The 20,304-nt window shown below is 56.4% G+C and carries 20 protein-coding genes; 2 read left to right on the forward strand and 18 right to left on the reverse strand.

Translation table 11 applies throughout. The annotated features are described in order from the left end of the window. The coding region (locus tag BM036_RS18125; RefSeq protein WP_177186103.1) for a transposase at nucleotides 1-292 on the forward strand (292 nt) is incomplete at its 5' end. A gap of 131 nt (nucleotides 293-423) precedes the next feature. Here BM036_RS18125 and BM036_RS18130 read toward each other — a convergent pair. From BM036_RS18130 to BM036_RS18215, 18 genes are all read right to left on the reverse strand, one after another. After that, nucleotides 424-1,149: a phosphoadenylyl-sulfate reductase gene (locus BM036_RS18130; RefSeq protein ID WP_091854939.1), complete on the reverse strand. Its 726-nt coding sequence runs from the start codon at nucleotides 1,147-1,149 to the stop codon at nucleotides 424-426. 248 nt (nucleotides 1,150-1,397) lie between these two features. Beyond that, nucleotides 1,398-1,634 (reverse strand): type II toxin-antitoxin system ParD family antitoxin, encoded by a 237-nt coding sequence (locus tag BM036_RS18135; RefSeq protein ID WP_091854941.1) that lies wholly within the window; start codon nucleotides 1,632-1,634, stop codon nucleotides 1,398-1,400. A gap of 157 nt (nucleotides 1,635-1,791) precedes the next feature. Beyond that, nucleotides 1,792-3,729, reverse strand: coding sequence for a polysaccharide biosynthesis protein (locus BM036_RS18140; protein WP_091854943.1), 1,938 nt, complete (start codon nucleotides 3,727-3,729; stop codon nucleotides 1,792-1,794). 125 nt (nucleotides 3,730-3,854) lie between these two features. After that, on the reverse strand, nucleotides 3,855-4,412 hold the full coding sequence (locus BM036_RS18145) for a sugar transferase (protein WP_091854971.1): 558 nt from the start codon (nucleotides 4,410-4,412) through the stop codon (nucleotides 3,855-3,857). Between the two features lie 42 nt (nucleotides 4,413-4,454). Continuing rightward, a complete protein-coding gene (locus BM036_RS18150) occupies nucleotides 4,455-5,411 on the reverse strand; it encodes a UDP-glucose 4-epimerase family protein (RefSeq protein ID WP_091854945.1) in 957 nt (318 codons plus the stop codon). Between the two features lie 13 nt (nucleotides 5,412-5,424). Next, entirely contained in the window at nucleotides 5,425-6,552 is a 1,128-nt protein-coding gene (locus BM036_RS18155) for a glycosyltransferase family 4 protein (protein WP_091854947.1), read from the reverse strand. Continuing rightward, nucleotides 6,552-7,604: a glycosyltransferase family 4 protein gene (locus tag BM036_RS18160; RefSeq protein WP_218144844.1), complete on the reverse strand. Its 1,053-nt coding sequence runs from the start codon at nucleotides 7,602-7,604 to the stop codon at nucleotides 6,552-6,554. The genes BM036_RS18155 and BM036_RS18160 overlap by 1 nt, the downstream gene beginning before the upstream one ends. 128 nt (nucleotides 7,605-7,732) lie before the next feature. Continuing rightward, nucleotides 7,733-8,818: a glycosyltransferase gene (locus BM036_RS18165; protein WP_177186104.1), complete on the reverse strand. Its 1,086-nt coding sequence runs from the start codon at nucleotides 8,816-8,818 to the stop codon at nucleotides 7,733-7,735. A gap of 66 nt (nucleotides 8,819-8,884) precedes the next feature. Then, a complete protein-coding gene (gene murB / locus BM036_RS18170; RefSeq protein ID WP_177186105.1) occupies nucleotides 8,885-9,751 on the reverse strand; it encodes a UDP-N-acetylmuramate dehydrogenase in 867 nt (288 codons plus the stop codon). An 88-nt stretch (nucleotides 9,752-9,839) separates the two neighbouring features. Continuing rightward, a complete protein-coding gene (locus BM036_RS18175; RefSeq protein WP_091854954.1) occupies nucleotides 9,840-11,099 on the reverse strand; it encodes a UDP-N-acetylglucosamine 1-carboxyvinyltransferase in 1,260 nt (419 codons plus the stop codon). Further along, nucleotides 11,099-11,596, reverse strand: coding sequence for a serine O-acetyltransferase (locus tag BM036_RS18180; protein ID WP_091854956.1), 498 nt, complete (start codon nucleotides 11,594-11,596; stop codon nucleotides 11,099-11,101). Before BM036_RS18180 ends, BM036_RS18175 begins: the two co-directional genes overlap by 1 nt. Next, nucleotides 11,593-12,852: a lipopolysaccharide biosynthesis protein gene (locus tag BM036_RS18185; protein ID WP_143066650.1), complete on the reverse strand. Its 1,260-nt coding sequence runs from the start codon at nucleotides 12,850-12,852 to the stop codon at nucleotides 11,593-11,595. The genes BM036_RS18180 and BM036_RS18185 overlap by 4 nt, the downstream gene beginning before the upstream one ends. Before the next feature lie 91 nt (nucleotides 12,853-12,943). Next, nucleotides 12,944-14,365 (reverse strand): MBL fold metallo-hydrolase RNA specificity domain-containing protein, encoded by a 1,422-nt coding sequence (locus BM036_RS18190; RefSeq protein ID WP_091854959.1) that lies wholly within the window; start codon nucleotides 14,363-14,365, stop codon nucleotides 12,944-12,946. 102 nt (nucleotides 14,366-14,467) lie between these two features. After that, nucleotides 14,468-16,045, reverse strand: a complete 1,578-nt coding sequence (locus tag BM036_RS18195) for a phosphohexomutase domain-containing protein (protein WP_091854961.1) — start codon at nucleotides 16,043-16,045, stop codon at nucleotides 14,468-14,470. Next, nucleotides 16,023-16,706 carry a lysylphosphatidylglycerol synthase domain-containing protein gene (locus BM036_RS18200; RefSeq protein WP_091854963.1) on the reverse strand — a complete coding sequence of 228 codons (684 nt, stop codon included), beginning with the start codon at nucleotides 16,704-16,706 and terminating at the stop codon, nucleotides 16,023-16,025. The genes BM036_RS18195 and BM036_RS18200 overlap by 23 nt, the downstream gene beginning before the upstream one ends. Further along, a complete protein-coding gene (locus BM036_RS18205) occupies nucleotides 16,703-17,386 on the reverse strand; it encodes an SDR family NAD(P)-dependent oxidoreductase (RefSeq protein WP_177186106.1) in 684 nt (227 codons plus the stop codon). The genes BM036_RS18200 and BM036_RS18205 overlap by 4 nt, the downstream gene beginning before the upstream one ends. A 2-nt stretch (nucleotides 17,387-17,388) precedes the next feature. Next, a complete protein-coding gene (locus BM036_RS18210) occupies nucleotides 17,389-18,693 on the reverse strand; it encodes an FAD-binding oxidoreductase (RefSeq protein WP_091854967.1) in 1,305 nt (434 codons plus the stop codon). Between the two features lie 16 nt (nucleotides 18,694-18,709). After that, the gene (locus tag BM036_RS18215) at nucleotides 18,710-19,969 is read right to left on the reverse strand and encodes a UbiA family prenyltransferase (RefSeq protein ID WP_091854969.1); all 1,260 of its coding nucleotides are present in this window, start codon (nucleotides 19,967-19,969) and stop codon (nucleotides 18,710-18,712) included. Nucleotides 19,970-20,116: 147 nt separating this feature from the next. Here BM036_RS18215 and BM036_RS20575 point away from each other — a divergent pair. Then, on the forward strand, nucleotides 20,117-20,304 hold a 188-nt coding region (locus BM036_RS20575; protein ID WP_177186107.1), incomplete at its 3' end, for a helix-turn-helix domain-containing protein.

Raw genomic sequence — 20,304 nt, forward strand, 5'->3', positions numbered from 1 at the left:
TAAAACACCAGAGGTAAAAGCCTGGCTGGAGAAACATCCCCGGTTCAAGCTTCACTTCACACCAACCAGCGCCTCCTGGCTGAATGCCGTGGAGGGCTGGTTTGGTCAACTGGAACGCCGTGCTTTGTACCGTGGCATTTTTACCAGTGTCGGCGAACTGAAGAAGGCGATTCGTCGCTTTATCCAAACTCATAATGAGAAGCTGGCAAAGCCCTTCCGCTGGCACAAAAGCGCAGAATCGATTATGACTTCAGTGGCGCGAGCAAAGTTGAGTGTCATTAATGATAAATAAACGAATTACCCAGACGGGACACTAGTGCTCCGCCGCTACGAGAAAGCGGCAGGAGCCAGCTTTAACCCCTCTCCCCTTGGGGGAGAGGGCCAGGGAGAGGGGGAGCGCCCAAAGGGCGCCGAAAACTACTATCAAAGATGAAGCCCACACTCCCGCTTCAACCCGAAAAACCGCGTCTCTTCCTCCGACATCCCAGGAGTCAACGGCCTGGAGGTATGCCAATCCCCCACGGAAACATAGCCTTCTTCCCACAATGGGTGATAAGGCAAATCATGCTTAACCAGATACCGGTGAATATCCCGGTTAGTCCAGTCAATCAGTGGGTAAACCTTGTAACGGCCATCCTGCCGCGGCTCCACAACCGGACGCTTCTCACGACTACCAGATTGCTCCCGCCGCAGGCCGGCAAACCAGGTCCCCACACCCAGTTCATCCAGCGCCCGCTCCATGGGCGCCACTTTCATCAACTGATTGTACCGTTCAATTCCCTCAACGCCCTGCTCCCACAACCGACCATGCACCGCCTCCAACCGGGCAGCGGTCAAGCCTGAAGAAACCACCTTCAGGTTCAGGTCCAGCCGGTCACGCAGGGTTTCCACAAACTGGTAGGTCTCATTGAACAGATAGCCGGTGTCCACCAGCAAAACCGGGATATCGGGACGAATACGGGTGACAAGGTGCAGCAGCACGGCGGACTGGATACCAAAGCTGGAACTGAGCACAAAGGTGCCGGGCAGGTTAGCCAGCGCCCACTCGACACGCTGCTCGGCGGTGGCAGACTCAAGCCAATCGACACCGACCGAGCGGTAGGATTCAGATAAGGACGGGGATTTGGGAACCAGACTGGAAACGGACATTTCGCCCCCTGTGGCGGAAAATTTCACTGACCACAGGGTACGGCAAGGCTATTAGAACGCAAAGGAACAAAAAATTATTTTGTTATTCTCACAAGAATTCGCATGGGCTTAGCCAAGCAATCAGGCAGCGTACTACAACCAACCTGAGCCATTCGAAATACGGCAAGCTGCCGCTCGATTACACTTTCTTCTCCTCCAGGGCCGCACTCACGTCCTGACTACGCAGTATTCTGACCACAAGTACGTAATCACTTTGCTTTCGCTGCCTGGCGAATCTCTTGCGGGGTACGGTTGCTTATACCGCTCTGCTCTCCTTCAGCCAGGGCGGCACGAAGCCGCTCAAGCTCGGCGTTGCGTGCCTGGTCGCGTCGGATAAGGTCGCGAAAATACTCGCTGTCATTGGTGAAATCCCCGCACGCAATGCGGGACTTAACCCAATCGTTCTGCTGATCCGTCAGAGTGATCGTCTTACGTACCGTGCTCATGCCACATTCATCCAATAATCACACTATTGGTGCACAATAACGCAACAAAGATCAGAAACCAACCGACTTGCCCTCCACCCTTTTCCCGCAACCTCCGCTCACCCTGAGCCTGTCGAAGGGTGCCTGTCGAAGGGCTGTGGATTCCGTGGCCTTAAACTCAAGCCCCCAACCGCCGAAACCCACTCCCGGAGTCCGCCGGCTGCACCAGCTCATTGGAATGACACCAAACCAGGTCCGCCACATCCCCATTGGGGGCATAGCCGGTAGGCGCCTCACGGATCAGTTGCGCAATGCGGCCGCAGTCAAAGTTCTGGCTGGCAAGGGAGAGTTTCTTGAGGAGGGATTCCACATCATCCCAGGGCATGGAGGCTTCGCGGGCCATCATGATGCGGGGGTGGCTGGTGCCCTGGGGGTCGTCGCCGATGAGCAGTTCCTCATACAGCTTTTCCCCCGGGCGCAGGCCGGTGAAGCGCACTTCGATATCGCCGTCCGGGCGCTCCTCGGTTTTCTCGGACAGGCCCATCAGGTGGATCATCTTGCGCGCCAGGTCGACGATTTTTACCGGCTCGCCCATATCCAGCACGAACACCTCACCGCCCTGCCCCATGCTGCCGGCCTGCAGAACCAGCTGGCTGGCCTCCGGGATGGTCATGAAGTAGCGAATGATGTCCGGGTGGGTAACGGTAACCGGCCCACCGTCGCGGATCTGGTCCCGGAACAGAGGCACCACCGAGCCGGACGACCCCAGCACATTACCAAACCGCACCATGGTAAACCGGGTACCAGTCTGACGCTCCGCCAGCCCTTGCAGCACCAGCTCCGCCAGTCGCTTGCTGGCCCCCATGATGTTGGTAGGACGCACCGCCTTGTCCGTGGAGATCAGCACAAAGCGCTCCACGCCGGTTTCTATGGCGGCTTCCGCCACATGCCAGGTGCCGAAAGTGTTGTTCTGCACGCCCTCGATGACATTGTGTTCCACCAGGGGCACGTGCTTGTAAGCGGCGGCGTGGTAGACAGTGTGGATGCCGAAGGCCTTCATCACGGCAGCACAGCGGCGGCGTTGCATCACACTACCCAAAACCGCGTGAATCTCTACCGCAAGACCCTCAATGCTGTTAATGGACTGCAACTCACGCTCAATGGCATACAACGAGAACTCAGACTGCTCAAATAACACCAGCCGGGCGGGACGATGACGCAGAATTTGCCGGCACAACTCGGAACCAATGGAGCCACCGGCACCCGTAACCAATACCGACTTTTCGAACAGGCTGGAGGCCACCACAGCGCTATCCGGCGAAACAGGATCACGGCCCAGAAGATCTTCAATTTCCAGGTCACGAATATCATTGATGCGCGCACGGCCAGAAACCAGTTCCGCCATACTCGGCACGGTCTGCACAGGGACAGCCAGCGGCTCCAGCTCATGCAGTAACTGCTTCCGGTCGAGCCCGGTATCAGATTCCAGTGCCAGAAGCAGGCGACGGACCCGGTGTTTGCGAATCGCCTTCTCGATATGGTCGATGTCGTAGACAGGTATTCCCTGAATCAGGGTCCGATGATTTGCACGGCGATAGGTAACAAACATGGCCGGCTGGAATTCGCTTCCTTGCCGCAGGGCCTCCGCAAGGTGAATCGCCGTTTCACCCGAACCAATGATTGCAACCGGCTCCTTGTTACGCTGGCTTGTCCGCCCCACCAGCATACGCACCCCCATGCGGGTGCCACTGACAAATAGAAATGCCAGCGCGGCGTAGATAATGGGAACAGAACGGGGAACAAACACCTGCAGCAAATAGGCAAGCGCGATCAAAGTCACCGCTGACGAGCCGACCCCGATGCTGATGGTCACAAAGGCCTTGTCGCTCAGGTACCGGATAATCGCCCGATATAGCCCCAGGCGCACGAAAAAAATGATAGAAACAGCAATAGTAAGGCCCCCAACCAGAAGCTGATCCGGGCTGGGCATCCAGTTCTTGTCTTCGAGTCGCAGGGCAAACGCTGCCCAGAAAGCAAAGGACAGGAACAGCGCATCCGAAACGACGGAAATCGCTCGCTTCTGAAACCGTGAAAGATTTAAGAAAGCCCGTAGCATGCAGTCACCTGACGTCTTCAGCCAGAGGTAGTTTAGGACACACCTGGCAAGCCCACCGTTGCATTTATGTAAGGGAAACCGCCAGACTACCTGAATCGGAGTTTGCCCCGTGTTCAGCGTTGCAGTCAGTCCCGGCCGGGCACGCGGTCTCCGGTGCCCTTCCCCGCCACCGTCATCAGGATGTACTGAAAATAAGCTCTCAGTGACAGGTTCTGAAGCATTTTGGAGTCTGTTTGGGCCAACAGCACCGGCGTAGACATATCAATATCGTTGAGCTGAGCCAAGCCGGTAATACCGGGCCGGGCGGCCAGGACCCCACGTTGCTCCCTCTCATCAATCAGCTCCTGCTGGCTAAACAGGCAGGGGCGCGGGCCCACCAGACTCATCTCCCCCTTGAGAACATTCCACAACTGGGGAAGCTCGTCCAGTTTGGTCCGTCTGAGAAAACCACCTAACCGAGTAATGTCGTCCGCCCGGGCCAGATGACTGGCCACCGAAGCGGTGGTCTTTTTCATGGTACGGAATTTGACCAGTGTGAACGGCTTCTTGTGGCGCCCTACCCGCTCCTGCCGGAACAGGGGCGAACCAGTGTCGAAAAAGCCAATCAGCGTAATTAACAGAAGTACAGGAAGCCCCAGCAACAAACCGACCAACGAAAAGACAATATCGAACAGACGAATCAGGAGCAGCATGTAACCTTATCCATAAATTGCGACAGCGGAAATTCAGCGGGAATCAGCCCGCAAATGCTCATTCACAGTACTAGCCAGCCCCTGCTGCATGGTAAAGGGCGGTTGCCAGCCCAGCAGCCAACGGGCCCTGGCAATATCTACCTGCAGCGAACCGCACAGCCGCTGTACCAGCGAGCGCTTTCCGGTCAACGCCCCCGCGGCCCGGAACAATGCCGGAGGAACCGGCATCAACAAGGGTCGGCGCCCCAATGCCGTTCGCATCAGTTGTAGAAGCCTGGTGGTGGACACGTCATCACCGTCACTCACCAGGAAGGTCTGATTCGCCGCAGAAGGGTGTTCAGAGGCAACACAGATAAAATCAACCAGATTGCCCACGTAGACAAGGCTGCGGCGATTATCAATGGCCCCGAAGGGCAGCGGCACGGGCAGTCGGGCGAGTTTCAGCAGGCTGCGAAAATTTCCCTTTACGCCCGGACCATAGACCAACGGCGGCCGGATAATAACGACCTCCATGCCGGTTTCTTTCGCGAGTTCCCGCAGGCCATCTTCTGCTTCCCGCTTGGAAATGCCATAGGCATCCTCCGGTGCAGGAGATTCATCCACCTCAAACGGCCCACGATTGTCGGTTTGTTCACCGTTCACCTTGACCGAGCTGATAAACACAAAACGCCGAACCCCAGCTTCCGCCGCCTGACGGGCCAGATTCAGCGTACCGTCCCGGTTCAGCACGCGGAAGGCCGCAAGCGGACTTGTCGCATCATCGTGCATGACGTGGACCCTGGCAGCACAATGCACTACGACCTCGGCACCTGCCAGGGGCTCCTGCCAACTGGTATTTCCGTCAATATCCTCCACCTGGTGATACGACACCCCAGGCCCGGGGTTGCTGACCCCGGCAGGTGCCCGAACCACGCCCCGCACCAGTGTCCCCTGGCTGGCCAGCTCCCGCACCAGCGCACGCCCCACAAACCCGCTTGCTCCAGTCACCATGACTGTCCGGCCGCTACGCACTCAGCAATCTCCGGTAGATTTCCAGGTGCTGGCGGGCGATGGTATCCACAGAAAACTCGCTTTCCGCCAGTTTCCTGCCCTCGGCGCCCATGGCCCTCCGCTCTTCCGAGCACTCAACGAGGTGCTGGATCGCATCAGCCAGCTTGTCGGGCTGGCGCAATGGCACCAGCAACCCGGTTCGTCCGGGGATGATCGCATCACGGCATCCAGGATGGTCCGTGGTGATAACAGCCCGGCCGGCAGCCGCTGCTTCCACCAGGACCTTTGGCAACCCTTCACCATAATACGAGGGCAGGACCACCATGTGGCAGCCTGCAAACAATTCCGCGATGTCCTTGCGAAAACCGAGACACTGCACCACGCCCTCCGCCCGCCAGGCCTCAAGCTCGTGCTGACGAACCGTCGTCGGGTTACCCGAATCAGGTTCGCCCACCACCAGACATTCCACACTCACCCTGCGCTCCCTGAGCAGCCGGGCGGCGTCGACAAAATCCCGCACACCTTTCTCTCCGAGAAGGCGGGAGGCAAATACGGCCCTGACCGGACCTTCCGGCTCGGGCCGCACGGTGTAATCCGAAAGGTTGACGCCAGATCCGCGGATCAGGTTTGCCTTCCTGGAGGGCAGCCCGGCAACCCGAACAAGCAGGTCCCGGTCGGACTCATTCTGAAAAATCACCGCGACACGGGCACCACCCATGGACACCCGGTAAAGCCGAGATACCACAAAGCGCCTTAGGCGCTCGGCGAAGGACCTGGCCCGGAAAACCGACCCAAGACCGGAAATGGCTGCCACCACAGACCGAACCGGTGACAGGCGGCAGGCGATCCCACCATAAAGTACCGGTTTTATGGTGACCAGGTGGACCAGGTCCGGCCTCAGCCGCCAGAACAACACCCATAACCGGATAAACGTTACCATCTCTGCCAGCGGATTCTGGCCACTTCGGGACATGGGTACGGCATGATGAACAAAACCGTGGCGCCGCACCTCGTCAACCTCCGCACCTGGCGGGGTGATCACATGCACCTCGTAGCCCTCACCTGTTGCAGCCTGCGCCACGGGCAGGCGATGGGAAAGGAAGAACCGGCTGGAGTTGACGACAAAAACAACACGCGTCATTAAACGGACCCCGGCAACACGTCACGAAGGATGGACAGATAGCGCTTACCCCACACCTCTGTGCCGAAATTCTGCAACGCGTAACGCGAAGCGCTTGTACGGATACGTTCAGTCCGCGCGGGCTCACTGAAACAGGAAACCACGTCTGCAGCCCAGTCCTCTGGTGAATCCAGTGGTCTAACCCAGCCGGTAACCTCGCGATCGACAACTTCCGCCAGTCCTCCGGCGTCGCTGACCAATACCGGGATACCCATGCACATGGCCTCCTGCACCGTATTAGGTACACCCTCATCCCTGGACGGCATAATTAAAAGGTCCGCCGTAGACATGAGTGCAACAACATCATCGCGCCACCCCAGAAAGCGGGTAACCGGGGTCAACCCCTTCGCCGAAACCAGCTCACGCGCCTTTTTCACGTAGGCTTCGTCACCGAGACCACCAGCAATATGCCATTCAAAGTCCAGCTCCGGGGCGAGCTCCCTCACCTTAGCCAGTACATCCGCCGTAAAGCATTGATTCTTTCTGTCGCATACCGTTCCAACCTGGAGAATCATCGCCGGTTTTCCCGGCAGACTTTGACCGCTGGACTGGACCTTCGTATTGGCTGGCAGACGGTCCAGTTCAATGCCAGGGATGATGCTGTTAAATTTTCGTTGATAACGACTAGCCAGATCACGGCCGAAAATCGTCTCTGGTGCCTGCCGGTACTGAAACACGACAGCGGACGCCAGCCACAACCCGAACCGGTGCAGCCTGCGCACGAGCCCTACCGAGGGCAGCTCGTAGTCCACATCCCAGACCACTGGCTTCCGCGCAAGCAGACAGCCGGCCCCGGCAAAAAGCACACCCTTGCTGCCCCGCAACCACACCACGTCCGCCCCTGCCTTGCGGGCAACCCGGAAAACCCTCAGGTTCTGCAGCAACAACAAGACCAACAGCCAGACCCGGAATAACCCGCCGCGCCGGAACACGTCAGCACCCCGGGTTTTCAACCCACCAACGGGATCAAGCTCGATACTATCGATGCCTTGCTCGCGCGCGGCTATGAGCACCTCACTTCCAGCATCAGAAGCAACACATACAGATACACCCTGACCTTTCAACTCCCTCGCCAGCGTCAACATCCGCCGGGGTGCGCCTGTCAGCCCTCCCGGCGTTGGCATGTACATCAGTACCTTCATCACTTTCTGTGAGAATCCGAGTCATTAGTCAACGCTGACCGATACAGACCCTCGATGTAATCCACGTAGTTGTCGGCCGAAAATCTCTCGGACACCAACTGCCGGGACCTTACACCGAGGTCACCGAGATTATCAGAGGAAACCAGCGCCTCAAGCCCATCGACAACGCCTTCCTTGGTCAAATCGACAACACGACCATTGCCGTCAATGAACTTCTGCTTCGACATCCCGGTATCCGAAAGCAACAAGGCGTTGCCAGCATACATAGCTTCCATCACACTTTGTGAGGGGTAATTATCAGGTTCGATTACGGATACGAATATTTTACTTTTTATAAGATAGGGTGTGACATCACTCACTTTGCCGACAAAAGCCCTCCCGTTTTCAATCCACCGGGAAAGTATTGCTTTGATAGCGTCTTCATCCGGACCATTACCGAGAATATCCACACGCCAGCTTTCATGTCGCGACAGAAACGCATCCACGGCATTTGCAAACAGAATTCCGTTTTTCCGGCTTATCAGGCGGGCGGCAAAGGTAATGGCATTCTCTTTATGCCCCGGCATTGAAGGGATTAACGTTGAGGGCCGAAAATAGGGTAACGGTGCCGTAGTCAGTTTATCGTCATCAATATACTTCCGGCTAACACCATAAACCGAATCACTGACGGCATTGAAAAGCGTATGCCCCTTAATGAAGTCTTCCGGCATTGCCCCCAGATGTTTTGCAATATCCGGGCTGGTCACCTCAAAAACTGTTGAGCACCCGGCCACTGAAGGAACTGGGAACGAAAAATCCAGGAAAATATGGGCAAGATCAACATTACGGCGCTTTACCAGCTCCGGTACCCCTGCTGCGCGGTGTTTGTAGACGATTCGCCTCAGTAAGGCACTTTTTGCCAGTAAACGTCGCAACCCCCGCCTGGATCGTTTTTCAACGGAAGCCACGCCGGCACTGCCCTTATCATAAATAACTACATGTGGAAGAAGTTCGGGGAAGTGCTTCTCAATATGGCCAGACAATCCACCTGAGACCCACAACTCAACGTCACGTCCACGTTCCAGCAGATGGCTGAAGATCTTCACAGCACGCCTTTCCGCCCCATGGAAGATATTCGACCTGACTACGACCGCGACCTTCATTAACGTCCCCTAAATAACAATGCGCTGCCCGAACTCATCCAGGGCAATGGTCTCCACCTTCAGGTCTTCGCCGGTACGCTCTCGGGCTGCTTTCTTCATATCCCTGATCAGGGAGAGCACATCTTCCGCGTGAGCCTGGTGCCGATTGACGATAAAGTTCCCATGAGACTCCGCTACCGCCGCACCGCCACAGGCTACGCCTTTAAACCCAAGGTCCTCCATGATTTTTCCGGGCGGGCCAAACCGATCGTACATGGCCGGATCACTGACAAAGACCGAACCGCAATTGGGCTGTTTCAACGGGAATTTTCTGCGTCTTTGCGCAAGAATCCCGAGCATCGTCCGTCTGATCGTGCTTACCTCCCCTCGGGCAAGCCGCACTGTGGCAGAGGCGACCACTTCGTCAGTAGCCTGAAAAACAGAGCTCCTGTAGGAAAAAGCACATTCGTCCCGGCTACGCACCTTTACCGAACCATCAGCAGCCACGCTTGTGACCTTATCGATCACATCACCTATTCCATTACGAAGACTGCCTCCGTTCATACAGACCAGGCCACCAAGTGTTCCCGGAATACCGCAAGTGTGCTCAATGCCGGTGAGCCCGGCCTTCATCGCGATGCGGGCAAGACCGGGTACCCATATACCCGCTTCCGCGCTTACCCGTGTACCTTCGACCGAATATTCCGCCAACCGTGCACCGAGCCTTACGCAGATAACCTTCAGCCCGAGATCAGAAAACAACAGGTTACTGGTACCACCAATAATAACGTGGGGCAGCTTCTGTACGTTCAACCATCGTCTGAGCTTGACAAGCTCTTCAAGACTGGCCGGTTCCACCACAACATCTGCCAGGCCGCCGATACGCCAACGGCTCATAGCTGCCAGGTCAACCGACGTGCGGACGCCGCCGGGACAAATGACGCTCAACGAACGTATATGGCGGGCGTCGGCTGTGGCGCAGTCACTAGATCGACTGCACATCTGCGCCCAGCCCTCTTAACTTCTCCAAAAACCGGTCATAACCCCTGAAAATCTGCCAGGCATCGGTAATAACCGTCTCACCTTCGGCCATCAGGCCACACAGCGTCAGTGCAGCACCCGCACGCAAGTCCAGGGCACGGACTTCCGCTCCGGCCAGCCGGCCACCGGCACCGTGAATAACGAGCATGTCACCCACGATTTCATACCGCAGGCCCATCTTTGCCATTTCCTGGGCGTAACCGTAACGTCCCGGGAAGCGGAGGTCAGTAATCCGTGACTCACCCAAAGCACGGGCGCCCCACGCCGCCAGCAGCGGCTGAACATCTGAATTGATCCCCGGGTGCGGCCCAGTGCTGATCTCGACGGGATAGCATGTCCCACCCCGAACCAACAGCGCGTCATCCGCCCGATACAGAGCAGCACCTGCAGCCTTAAGATGTGCGAGAACGACCTCAAGGTCCCGGTACGGAAAATCCCGGATTTCCACCTCACCCGCCGTCATCACGGCACCAATCAGCCAGGTGATCGCTTCCATGTTGTCGGGTATAACTCTGTGTTCCGTGCCACTGAGCCCTTCAACACCGGTCACCTTGACGTGTTCCTGACCGAACACCTCGATATTCGCGCCCATCGAGCGAAGCATGGCCACAAGGTCCAGAATCTCCGGTCGAATATGGGGGTTCCATATTCGGGTGGTTCCGCTGGCGAGACAACTGGCAATAATGGCATTTTCCGTGGCGCCGGTAGAACGGATCGGAAGATGGATATCCGCTCTCTTCAAACCCTTCGCTGCGGTGGCACACAGATAGCCACCCTCCTCGAACACCTCAGCACCGAGTTTTTCAAGTAACATGACGTGCAGATCGTACTTCCGGTCACCCAGCTGGCACCCTCCCGGCAGAGGGACTCTTGCTTCACCGAACCGGGTAACCAGCGCCCCCAGAATCAACAGAGTGTTGCGAATAGAGCGATCGTTCCACGTAAGGCATGTTTTCAATGCCGTGGATTCAGAGAGGACCACCTGATCGGTTCCGATCACGCTCACATCCTTGCCAAGCACACGCAGCATGTCCAGGTGGACCTGCGCATCGAGCAACTGGTTAGGATGGTTGAGCAGTGAGACCCGTTCCGGTGTCAGCAAGGAAGCAGCCAGCAGCCGCAGCGCGGAATTCTTGGCACCGCCCAGTGTTACCGTGCCCTCAAGCCGCGCAGGCTTTACCAGCAAACGTTCAACGCTTTCCACTAACCTTCCTCCTGCGCTTGTTCGGGCCTACGGATTATCCGTGCCGGGACACCGACCGCCGTACATCCGTCCGGAACATCATCAAGAACAACGGCATTGGCTCCAATGATACAGTTTTGCCCTACGTTGATCTTCCCGGCCAACACAGCGCCAGCGAAAATGACGGTATTGCGACCTACCGAAGGGTAACTGTTACTGGTTGAGTCCCCCATTCGGGCGCCACCAATGGTCACGTTCTGATAGACCACCACATTCTCGCCAATCGTGACGCCCTCGCCGATCACCACCCCCACGGGATGCTTGAGCCTTAGTGATGACGAAATGTTCGATTTCTCCGAGATAAACACCCCGTATTTCAGCTGCATTCGGGCAGAAATCCACCTTGCCAGGCTCATATGCCCCTGTTGCCGGGCACGAAGCATCAGTTTCATATGAGCCAGTACCCTGGGCTGTACCCCGCCCATAAACAGATGCCCGATAAGCCTTGCGAGTCTCACAACGCTGCTCCCTTTTCTGCCAACTTTCTCAGGAAAAACACCACGTAGACACTAATCAGAAGATAGAACCCCGCCATTAACCAGGAATAGAGACCAACAAACGTAGCGGCCGCTGCGTCGTTGCTGAAAAGGAGCCCATAAAGCAAAAACAGGCATGCAAGCCTGAACACATTGATGCACAGAAACACCTTCTGCAATCCGAAAACATTGAGCACTTTCATTAACGGCGCAGAGGTGAACTGAAAGAACAGATACACAGAAAGCAAAGATGCGTAAAGGCCTGCCTCCCGCCACTCGGGACCAAACGCCACCATAAACAGGTATTCCCCTGCAAAATAGATAACCAGTGCGGGGACGATAGCCAGTAAGAACAGATTACGTTGTATGACTAACGTAAGCTGGTATATGTGGCCGGGTTGCTTTTTGGTCAGACGGGCGGTTTCCGCGTAGTAGGCACGGGCCATGGACGTACCCACAAGATTCACTGGTAGCGCCAGCGCCATCAAGGCCAGTCCGAGCTGGCCAGTGAACCCGGCGCCATACATGAACCCGGCGAACAGCAGGGGTGACTGCGCCGAGAACACCAGCAGGAACTGTGACGGCAACCGAAAGAAGGGGTACTCACGGTAGAGCACGGCCGCCTTCTTCATCCTCGTCCAGCTCACCGCAGCCAGGCCTTGCAGGCCGTCCTGCCGAAAGCGGCCAAGCATGGTGCCTGCGCCCATGCTCTGGCTCGCGATCTGACCAAGGATCAGCCCAAGCGGATGAACGCCCAACACACCAAGGGCAATCTTGACCGACTCACCAGTGAATGACTGGAAAACCTGCGTGCGGGCCAGTATCCGGTAATCCCGCCGGCGGGTAGCCCACATGGTCATTAGCTCATAGCCCGAAACGGCAAAGGCCCCCAGAACGATAAGCCACCAGTAGGGTACCAAAGCCTCAGCGGAAACCAGCCTGAGTAAGGGAGAATGAAAAAGCCAGAGAAGTGTTCCTACCACTGCCGTAATGATAACCAGCAAAAGCAGGTTGAGGGCAAAAAGATTGTAGGCGAATGCGTCAACCCTCGGCAGGGGAACGGCCACAACATAACGCAGTGTCAGTACCGGTGCCGTTACCATCAGGAAGGCGGTAAACAGAGACAGCACACCAAAATCATCTGGTGTATAGAGCCGTGTCAGAAACGGTATTGAGGCAATGCCGATAACCCGGGCAAAGCTGGCCCCCATGGCAAGGGTGAGCATGCCCCTGAGCACGTCGCCGGCACCCTTTCCCCCGAGAAATCTGCTTATTCGTTCAATGACCACAGACTCCAGATCATAAGTTGCACCACAAACAATGCGGATCTCACGGAACCAATACCCTCGAAGTCAAACGAGCCTGCAACGCTGCACAAAACGCTGCTTTCGCATGCTGCTCCCCATGAACCACGCGAATTTCCCGCGGAGCCTCGGGTATACCCTCCACAAACCGCAACAAATCACCCTGGCCCGCATGGGCGGAATACCCACCCACCTGGTGCACGCGAGCGCGGATATCATACCGCTCACCGTCCAGCTCTACCCAGCCGCCACGCGGCCCCCAGGCAAGAATGTCCCGCCCCGGCGTGCCAGCGGCCTGATAACCGACGAACAGCACATCATTGCGTTGGTCACCCAGCATGGCCTTGAGATAATTCACCACCCGGCCACCGGCACACATGCCGGAACCGGCCAGCACCACGCAGGGGCGATGAGAGCGCGCGAGATAGTCTACCGCATTCAGGTGGTCTTCGTGGCTGTTGATCACCGTCAGCTGTTCAAACGACAACGGATGTCGGCCAGCGCGCACCAAGGCCTGTGCCTCGTCATCCCAGAAGGGCTTGAGATCCCGGTATATACGGGTGAATTCAGCGGCCAGGGGCGAGTCCACCACAATTTCCAGATCTTCCCAGACCCGTTCACCGGCCACTGCCTGATCACCAAATTCGGCAATCAGCCCTTCAATCTCATACAGCAATTCCTGGGTGCGCCCGATGCTGAAGGCAGGAATAATGACCGTGCCGCCATCCTCCAGGGCATGCTCCAGCACCTGTTTCAGGCGATAACGGCGGGTTTCGCGGTCCTCATGGTCTTTGTCGCCATAGGTGCTCTCAATCACCAGGCGATCCGCCCGTTCAGGTGGCAATGGCTCCGGAAGCAAAGGTGAATGCCTGGCACCCAGGTCGCCGCTGAACACAATGCGCTCTGACTCCGCTCCGGTATCCGCCTCACACTCCACATAGGCCGACCCCAGGATATGCCCGGCCCGTTGCAACCGCACCTGCAGTTTGCCAGCGCTTTCGGCAAACACCTCACACCACTGACCATAGGACACCGGCACCAGGCGGGACCGGATCAAATCCAGTACGCGCTCGATGAGCGCCCGGTCCCGGGTGAAGCCGACCTTCAGGGCGTCTTCCAGGATTTCCGGCAACATAATGGCGGATGGTTCGGAACAAATAATCGGCCCGGAAAAGCCAGCGGCGAGCAGGTAGGGAATCCGCCCCACATGGTCAATATGCACATGGGTGACGACCAGGGCTCGGATATGCCCGATGGGAAAATCAATGGAAAGGTCAGTGGAGGAAGCACCCCGGCCTGTCTCCTGGCCCTGGAACAGGCCGCAGTCGATGAGAATGGCGGGGGTTTTATCCGGATCCGGCGCATCCGCCGCCAAACCCATAAGCCTCAACTCATGGCAGGAACCGGTCACGCCGGTAACCGCACCATGGTGCAGAATCTCAATCATAACAACATCCTTGTATGTTGCTTGTTATTTTATCGCCCTAAATCTAAGTTCATCACCCTACTGGAGAAAACCCTGCTGATTTCCCCCGGAGCAGAAACGAATTCAGCCAACCAAGGCAGCAGCGTCCTTCAACAACTGCTCAAGGTGCTCTGGCCCGACAAAGCTCTCACCATAAATCTTGTAGAGGGGCTCAGTACCACTGGGGCGCATAGCGATCCAGCCGTTTCGGGTCGTCACCTTTATACCGCCAATAGGTGCACCATTGCCGGGGGCTGATGCCTCCGCTTTTACTATCGGATCGCCTCCAAAGAGTTTCCCACTCAAAGCGCCAGCCCGAAGGCCTTTCAGTCGTTCGATAATTCGCTGATCAGCCGGTCGATCAACCCTGCGGTACCATGTTGCACCATGCTGTGCTTCAAGCTTCTGGAAGTAAGCGTGAGGTGTCAGACCGGTAACCGCGTAGATCTCTGCGGCCAGCAAGCACAGGATGATGCCGTCTTTATCTGTGCTCCAGGGCTGGCCGTCCATGGTAAGGAAACTGGCACCGGCACTCTCCTCGCCGCCGAAGCAGAGCCTGCCCTGATGCAACCCTTCCACAAACCACTTGAAGCCAACCGGCACCTCAAACAACGTGCGGCCATGGGAAGCGCCCACTCGGTCGATCAGCGATGATGATACGAGGGTCTTACCGACCCCAAGGTCACGACCCCATTGCGGACGATGACGAAGCAGGTAATCAATACAAACCACCAAATAGTGATTCGGGTTCAGCAAGCCACCAGCATCCACAATGCCGTGACGATCAGCATCCGGATCATTGCCGAACATGAGATCGAACTCATCCTTGCGTGCCAGCACATTGGCCATCGCGGCTGAACTCGAGCAATCCATGCGGATCTTGCCGTCATGATCCGGCGGCATAAAGGCAAAGTCCGGGGACTGACTGCGGTTAACCACTGCCAGATCCAGCCCAAACTGCTCATTAATGGCGTCCCAGACATCCAGTGCGCTGCCGCCAAGAGGGTCAACGCCGATACGCACCCCGCTCCGGGCAATGGCGTCCATATCTACCACCAAAGGTAGCTTTGACACATAGTCGTCAACATAATCCACTTTGCCAGCGGGTTCCCGGCTTGCATTAATGCTCGACTCCTCCCGGTAGGATAAGGTCGCCATTAATTCATTGGCACGCTGCTGAATCCAGCCAGTGGCCACTGAGCCGGCTGGGCCTCCATCTGCCCCGTTGTACTTGATGCCACCGTCCTCCGGAGGATTGTGTGAAGGCGTCAGGATAATGCCATCGGAAAGAGCATCCGGATACGTACGATTGTGCACAAGAATCGCCCTCGAAATGACAGGAGTGGGCGTATAGCCATTTTTGACATCTACCCGCACCGGAACACCGAGCTCCTCCAACGTTTCAACCACTACCTCCAGGGCAGGCTTAGAAAGGGCATGGGTGTCCATTGCGACAAAAACGGGTCCGGTATAGCCCTGCTTCTGCCGCCACTCCGCGACCGCATGGGTTATGGCACGGATGTGAACTTTGTTAAAAGACCCATCCGAGGCCCTCCCCCGATGGCCGGACGTGCCAAAACTGACTGACTTGTATCCGTCTTCAGACTCAACTACACCATTCCAGAAGCTGTCGGTCAGACTATGACCGGTGCTGTTCGGCATGCAATTCGCCCTCATTATGTCTCCCGTTAAATTCAAGATAAGCAAGGGCACAGAATCCGACCAGAACACCAAACCAAAGGGTTACTATCCGGATGACCACTGCAAGAAGCAGGGCTGTGCCGACGGCAAAACCGTACTGCCCCAGTAATAGCACCATCGCCCCCTCGGTCGTGCCGACACCACCCGGAATCATGGAGGCGGCGCCTACCAGCATCGACAGCGGATAAATGGAGAGCGCGTCGAGAAAAGGTACTCCGCTGCTGAAATTGGAAAGCAGGTACACAAAACTGAGCCCTACCACAGCCCAGGCCGCAACTCCCAGTACCAACCCCACCATCATATCAACCGGACCGAGCCATCCACGGCAATGACTGACACCAGCCTGAAGAAATGCCAACGCTCTGGGAATCAGAGGGATCCCCAACCTCTCGCAAAGACCCTCCAGCATTTGCAAGATCCCCGGCTTTAATGCACAAAGCAGAACCCCGCCTACAATAGCGAGTACAAATCCGACCGCAATCAGAAGGAAGTCAGAACCGCTGACAATAAACAAAGAGAGCAACAGAACGGCCACAAGATCGCAGCTACGCTCAAATACAAAAGTACCGAAAGTGCACTCGGCTGGTACGCCCAGCTTGGCAAAATAGCGAATACGTATCAGTTCACCAACCTTGCCCGGCGTCGCGGTTTTTTAGCCTTAACGCCCCGCACGATATCGCCGGCCACCTGCTCCAAGGGGGCCATCTTATCTTGGCCTTCCATATGCGCTGTCATCGGGGTTTGCGTGGGCCCCGGCTTTACCAGGGTCAGATTTATCCTGGTGTCAGCCAACCGGTGTTCCAACCCCTGGGCATAGCGCTCAACCAGCCCTTTTGCCGCGCCATATACGTAATTGCTTTGCCGTCCGCGGTCCCCGGCTACCGAGCCAATAACTACCAGCGAGCCGGAGGTCTGATTTTGCATTTTTCCGACAAAGGCCTCGGCAAAATAAGCGGGCGAAAGGCCATTAATCAGCATGGCATCGCGCGCAATCGTCAGATCGTTCTGACAGGCCTGCTGATCCGGCAAGGTGCCGTGCGCAACAAGCAAGATGTCCAAAGGGCCTTGCTCCGCCAGAGCGGAGGCGAGGTTGGTAATTGCTATCGGATCTGTAAAGTCGCAGGTTTCGGTATGGGTTGTGACTTCGGGGCTTCTTACTTGTAGATCCTGTGCAATGGCCTCCAGCTTGTCCGCGTTTCGCCCAACCAGTATAAAATCTGAAGCCCCTTCTGCCGCCCACAGACGGGCGCACTGCTGGGCAATGGCGGAGGTGGCGCCGATAATCACGATTCGTTTTGGCACAATCAATATCCCATCAGACGGCGCGACATGGCCGAGGAAATGCCCGGGTCGCGGTAGGTAAGAAATTCGTGAAGTTTTGGGTAGCCGGCTTCAAACAGCTCAGCGGGCATTCGCGCGTCCTTCGCCGGGTAAATGCGCCCCCCTGCCTCACGCACTATGCTGTCGAGTCGCTTGAACAGCTCAAGAGTTCGTTGACCACGGTTGGGGAAATCCAGGGCCAGGGTCACCCCAGGCATAGGGAAACTGAGCAATCCACGAGGTTGCCGGTCACCAAAGGTTTTCAAAACCGCCAGGAAAGAGCCTTGGCCGGAACGGCGAATTTCATCAAGCTGACCACGAATGGCTTCCCTGGCTCCCGCAAATGGAACAACGCTCTGATACTGGTAAAACCCTCGGGGCCCGTACATACGATTCCATTCCAGAAGGTTATCCAGCGGATAGTTAAACGGCTCGTAATGTACCCTGCTATGCCCAGCCTTCCATTTATTCAGATAAAAATAGAGCTGATTAAAGGGTGCCAGAGAAAGCTTGTTGACAAGGGACACGGGCGGCACGAATGGCATGGTCTTTTTCTTGCCCGAAGGCATCGGCCCAGTTCCCAACGAACCGCATACGTGGTTTGCACGCATGAAGATCCCACGCGCTTCACGGGTATTCATGCAATCGATCCAGGAAACGGTATGCTCCCACGCTGCCTCCGACGCACCGGCAAGCTCAAAAAATTCGTTCAAGGACTCGTAAGGAAGCGTTTCCGCATCCAGCCATGGCGAATCGACCTTGCGTAACTGAAGCTCAGCCTCCAGAACCACTCCGGTAAGTCCCAGCCCGCCAATGGTGGCTGACAACCAATCGGGATTTTCATCAACTGACGCACGCAGCACCTCACCATCGGTCCTGGCCAACAGAATGGAATGGACCTGATCCCCAAAGGATCCGAAAACATGGTGGTTTTTGCCATGGACGTCATTTGCGATAGCGCCTCCCACAGTAACCATCTGGGTGCCGGGCGTAACGGGCAGCATCCAGCCCTGTGGCACAAAAACCCGCTGAATGTCGCGAAGCAGAACGCCGGCCTCACACACCAGGCGGCCTTTTTCCGGATCAAAACGGATCAGCTTATCGAGCCCCGGGGTTTTCCACAGTTTGCCGTCGGGATTCAGGCAGGAGTCACCATAACTGCGCCCCATCCCAAACGCCAGGCCCGGTGTGCCACCCTGAATCTGGCGGGGAGCCAGAGCCCGATCGCGCAGGACTTCCACGTCATGATTGTATTCACCAAGCCGGCCCCAGGAGTGAACCTTCGACATCAGCAGTTACTACCTGTCACGTTGCGATAAAGAAAATGATGGCGAGCAAGCCCCCTGTTAAGAGGCTGACTTTGTCCTTCGCGGCAAAAATCACGGGATCGTCGTGCATTTCTCCGCGATGGGTCAGAAGCCATACCCGGGTAATCCAGAACAACAGGACCGGGCAAGCCAGCCATATAATTTGTGGCTGTGAGTAAAGCGTTCGTGTGGCGTCATCCTGGATATACAACGCAAGAACCATGACCGCCATATAGCCTGAAGCAGCCCCCAGGGAGGAAATCATTTCCAGATCACTCGGATAATAGCCGCGCCCCCTGGCACGCTCTTTCTTTCCTTGAATCCGTGCCTCGTGCAATTCCGCATACCGCTTTACCAAGGCAAGGCTTAGGAAAATAAACACTGAAAACCCGAGTATCCAGAAGGTCAGGGGCAGGCTCAATGCCGCCGCCCCGGCAATGATCCTGACCGTGTACAGACTGGCCAGCGCAATCACGTCCACCGCCATAAAACGCTTCAACCAGAGCGAGTAGCCAAGAGTGAGGGCGTAGTAGACTAGCAGAACTCCCAGGAACTCTATGGGCAAGAGAAGCCAGGCGCCCAGAAAAGCGGTGAAAAGAAGGCCAGGAAAAGCAAGCAGACCAAGCTTGATCGGTATAATTCCCGCGGCAAACGGGCGGTGTTTTTTGGTGGGGTGGTGCCTGTCATCGTTCAGGTCAAGCAGATCGTTCAACAGATAAACACTGGATGCACAGATTCCGAAGAACAGAAAGGCCAGCAGCCCCTCGGCCAACAAGGAGAGATCGGTCAGGTTATGAGACGCCAGTAACGGGACGAATACGAGTATGTTTTTCATCCACTGGTGAAGCCTAAGCGCTTTCATCCAGGCCCGAAGCTGGCTCCGCCGTGTTTCCAGGACCGCGGTTACGTTGGCTGCTTTTCTGGCACGGCGCTCAACGCCCCTTTCCGGATTGACAACCACTGCAGATTCTGCAGAGCGCCAAACCTCAATATCGTCGCCAGAATTGCCAACATACTCAAATCCACCTTCCCCAAACCGATCTACCAGAGTGTCTTTTTTCCTGTGGGCTGAAAGATTAAGAGTGTTGTCTGTACTCAAAACCTCATCGAAACATCCCAAATGATCGGCGATCCGTTCTGCAAGTATTCTGTGGGTCGCCGTTGCCAAAACAAGATGCCGGCCGTTCGCTTTGGCTCTGGCCATTAGCTCAAGGACTTGTTGGTTGTAAGGGAGCACCGCCACATCAATATCACTCATCTTTGCTAGTGTTCCGTCCGGGTATTTCCTAAGCGCATATATGCTATAATTCGAGCTATTATTCACGAGTTTGGAGACTCTGTTTTGGCCCGGAAACCAGCTCCCTTTAATCTTACGGTAAACGATCAACTGGAGTTGGAAAGCTGGTTGCGAACAAGCACGCTGAGTCAGAATCTCGTTCTGCGAGCGCGAATCGTTTTGGCCCTGAATGCCGGTGAATCACCCAAAGTCGTTGCTGAGCGACTGGGAACCACGACGGCCACGGTATTCAAGTGGCGTAATCGTTACACCGAACAGGGCCTGAGCGGTCTTCAGGATGCACCAAGACCCGGGCA

The organism is Marinobacter segnicrescens (assembly GCF_900111555.1).
Classification (GTDB): domain Bacteria; phylum Pseudomonadota; class Gammaproteobacteria; order Pseudomonadales; family Oleiphilaceae; genus Marinobacter; species Marinobacter segnicrescens.

What these genes read in the sequence shown, in the direction of transcription:
- BM036_RS18130 (WP_091854939.1), bottom strand. Translation starts at nt 1,149, where the DNA reads ATGTCCGTTTCCAGTCTGGTTCCCAAATCCCCGTCCTTATCTGAATCC.
- BM036_RS18135 (WP_091854941.1), bottom strand. Translation starts at nt 1,634, where the DNA reads ATGAGCACGGTACGTAAGACGATCACTCTGACGGATCAGCAGAACGAT.
- BM036_RS18140 (WP_091854943.1), bottom strand. Translation starts at nt 3,729, where the DNA reads ATGCTACGGGCTTTCTTAAATCTTTCACGGTTTCAGAAGCGAGCGATT.
- BM036_RS18150 (WP_091854945.1), bottom strand. Translation starts at nt 5,411, where the DNA reads ATGGTGACTGGAGCAAGCGGGTTTGTGGGGCGTGCGCTGGTGCGGGAG.
- BM036_RS18155 (WP_091854947.1), bottom strand. Translation starts at nt 6,552, where the DNA reads ATGACGCGTGTTGTTTTTGTCGTCAACTCCAGCCGGTTCTTCCTTTCC.
- murB (WP_177186105.1), bottom strand. Translation starts at nt 9,751, where the DNA reads ATGAGCCGTTGGCGTATCGGCGGCCTGGCAGATGTTGTGGTGGAACCG.
- BM036_RS18190 (WP_091854959.1), bottom strand. Translation starts at nt 14,365, where the DNA reads ATGATTGAGATTCTGCACCATGGTGCGGTTACCGGCGTGACCGGTTCC.
- BM036_RS18195 (WP_091854961.1), bottom strand. Translation starts at nt 16,045, where the DNA reads ATGCCGAACAGCACCGGTCATAGTCTGACCGACAGCTTCTGGAATGGT.
- BM036_RS18210 (WP_091854967.1), bottom strand. Translation starts at nt 18,693, where the DNA reads ATGTCGAAGGTTCACTCCTGGGGCCGGCTTGGTGAATACAATCATGAC.
- BM036_RS18215 (WP_091854969.1), bottom strand. Translation starts at nt 19,969, where the DNA reads ATGAGTGATATTGATGTGGCGGTGCTCCCTTACAACCAACAAGTCCTT.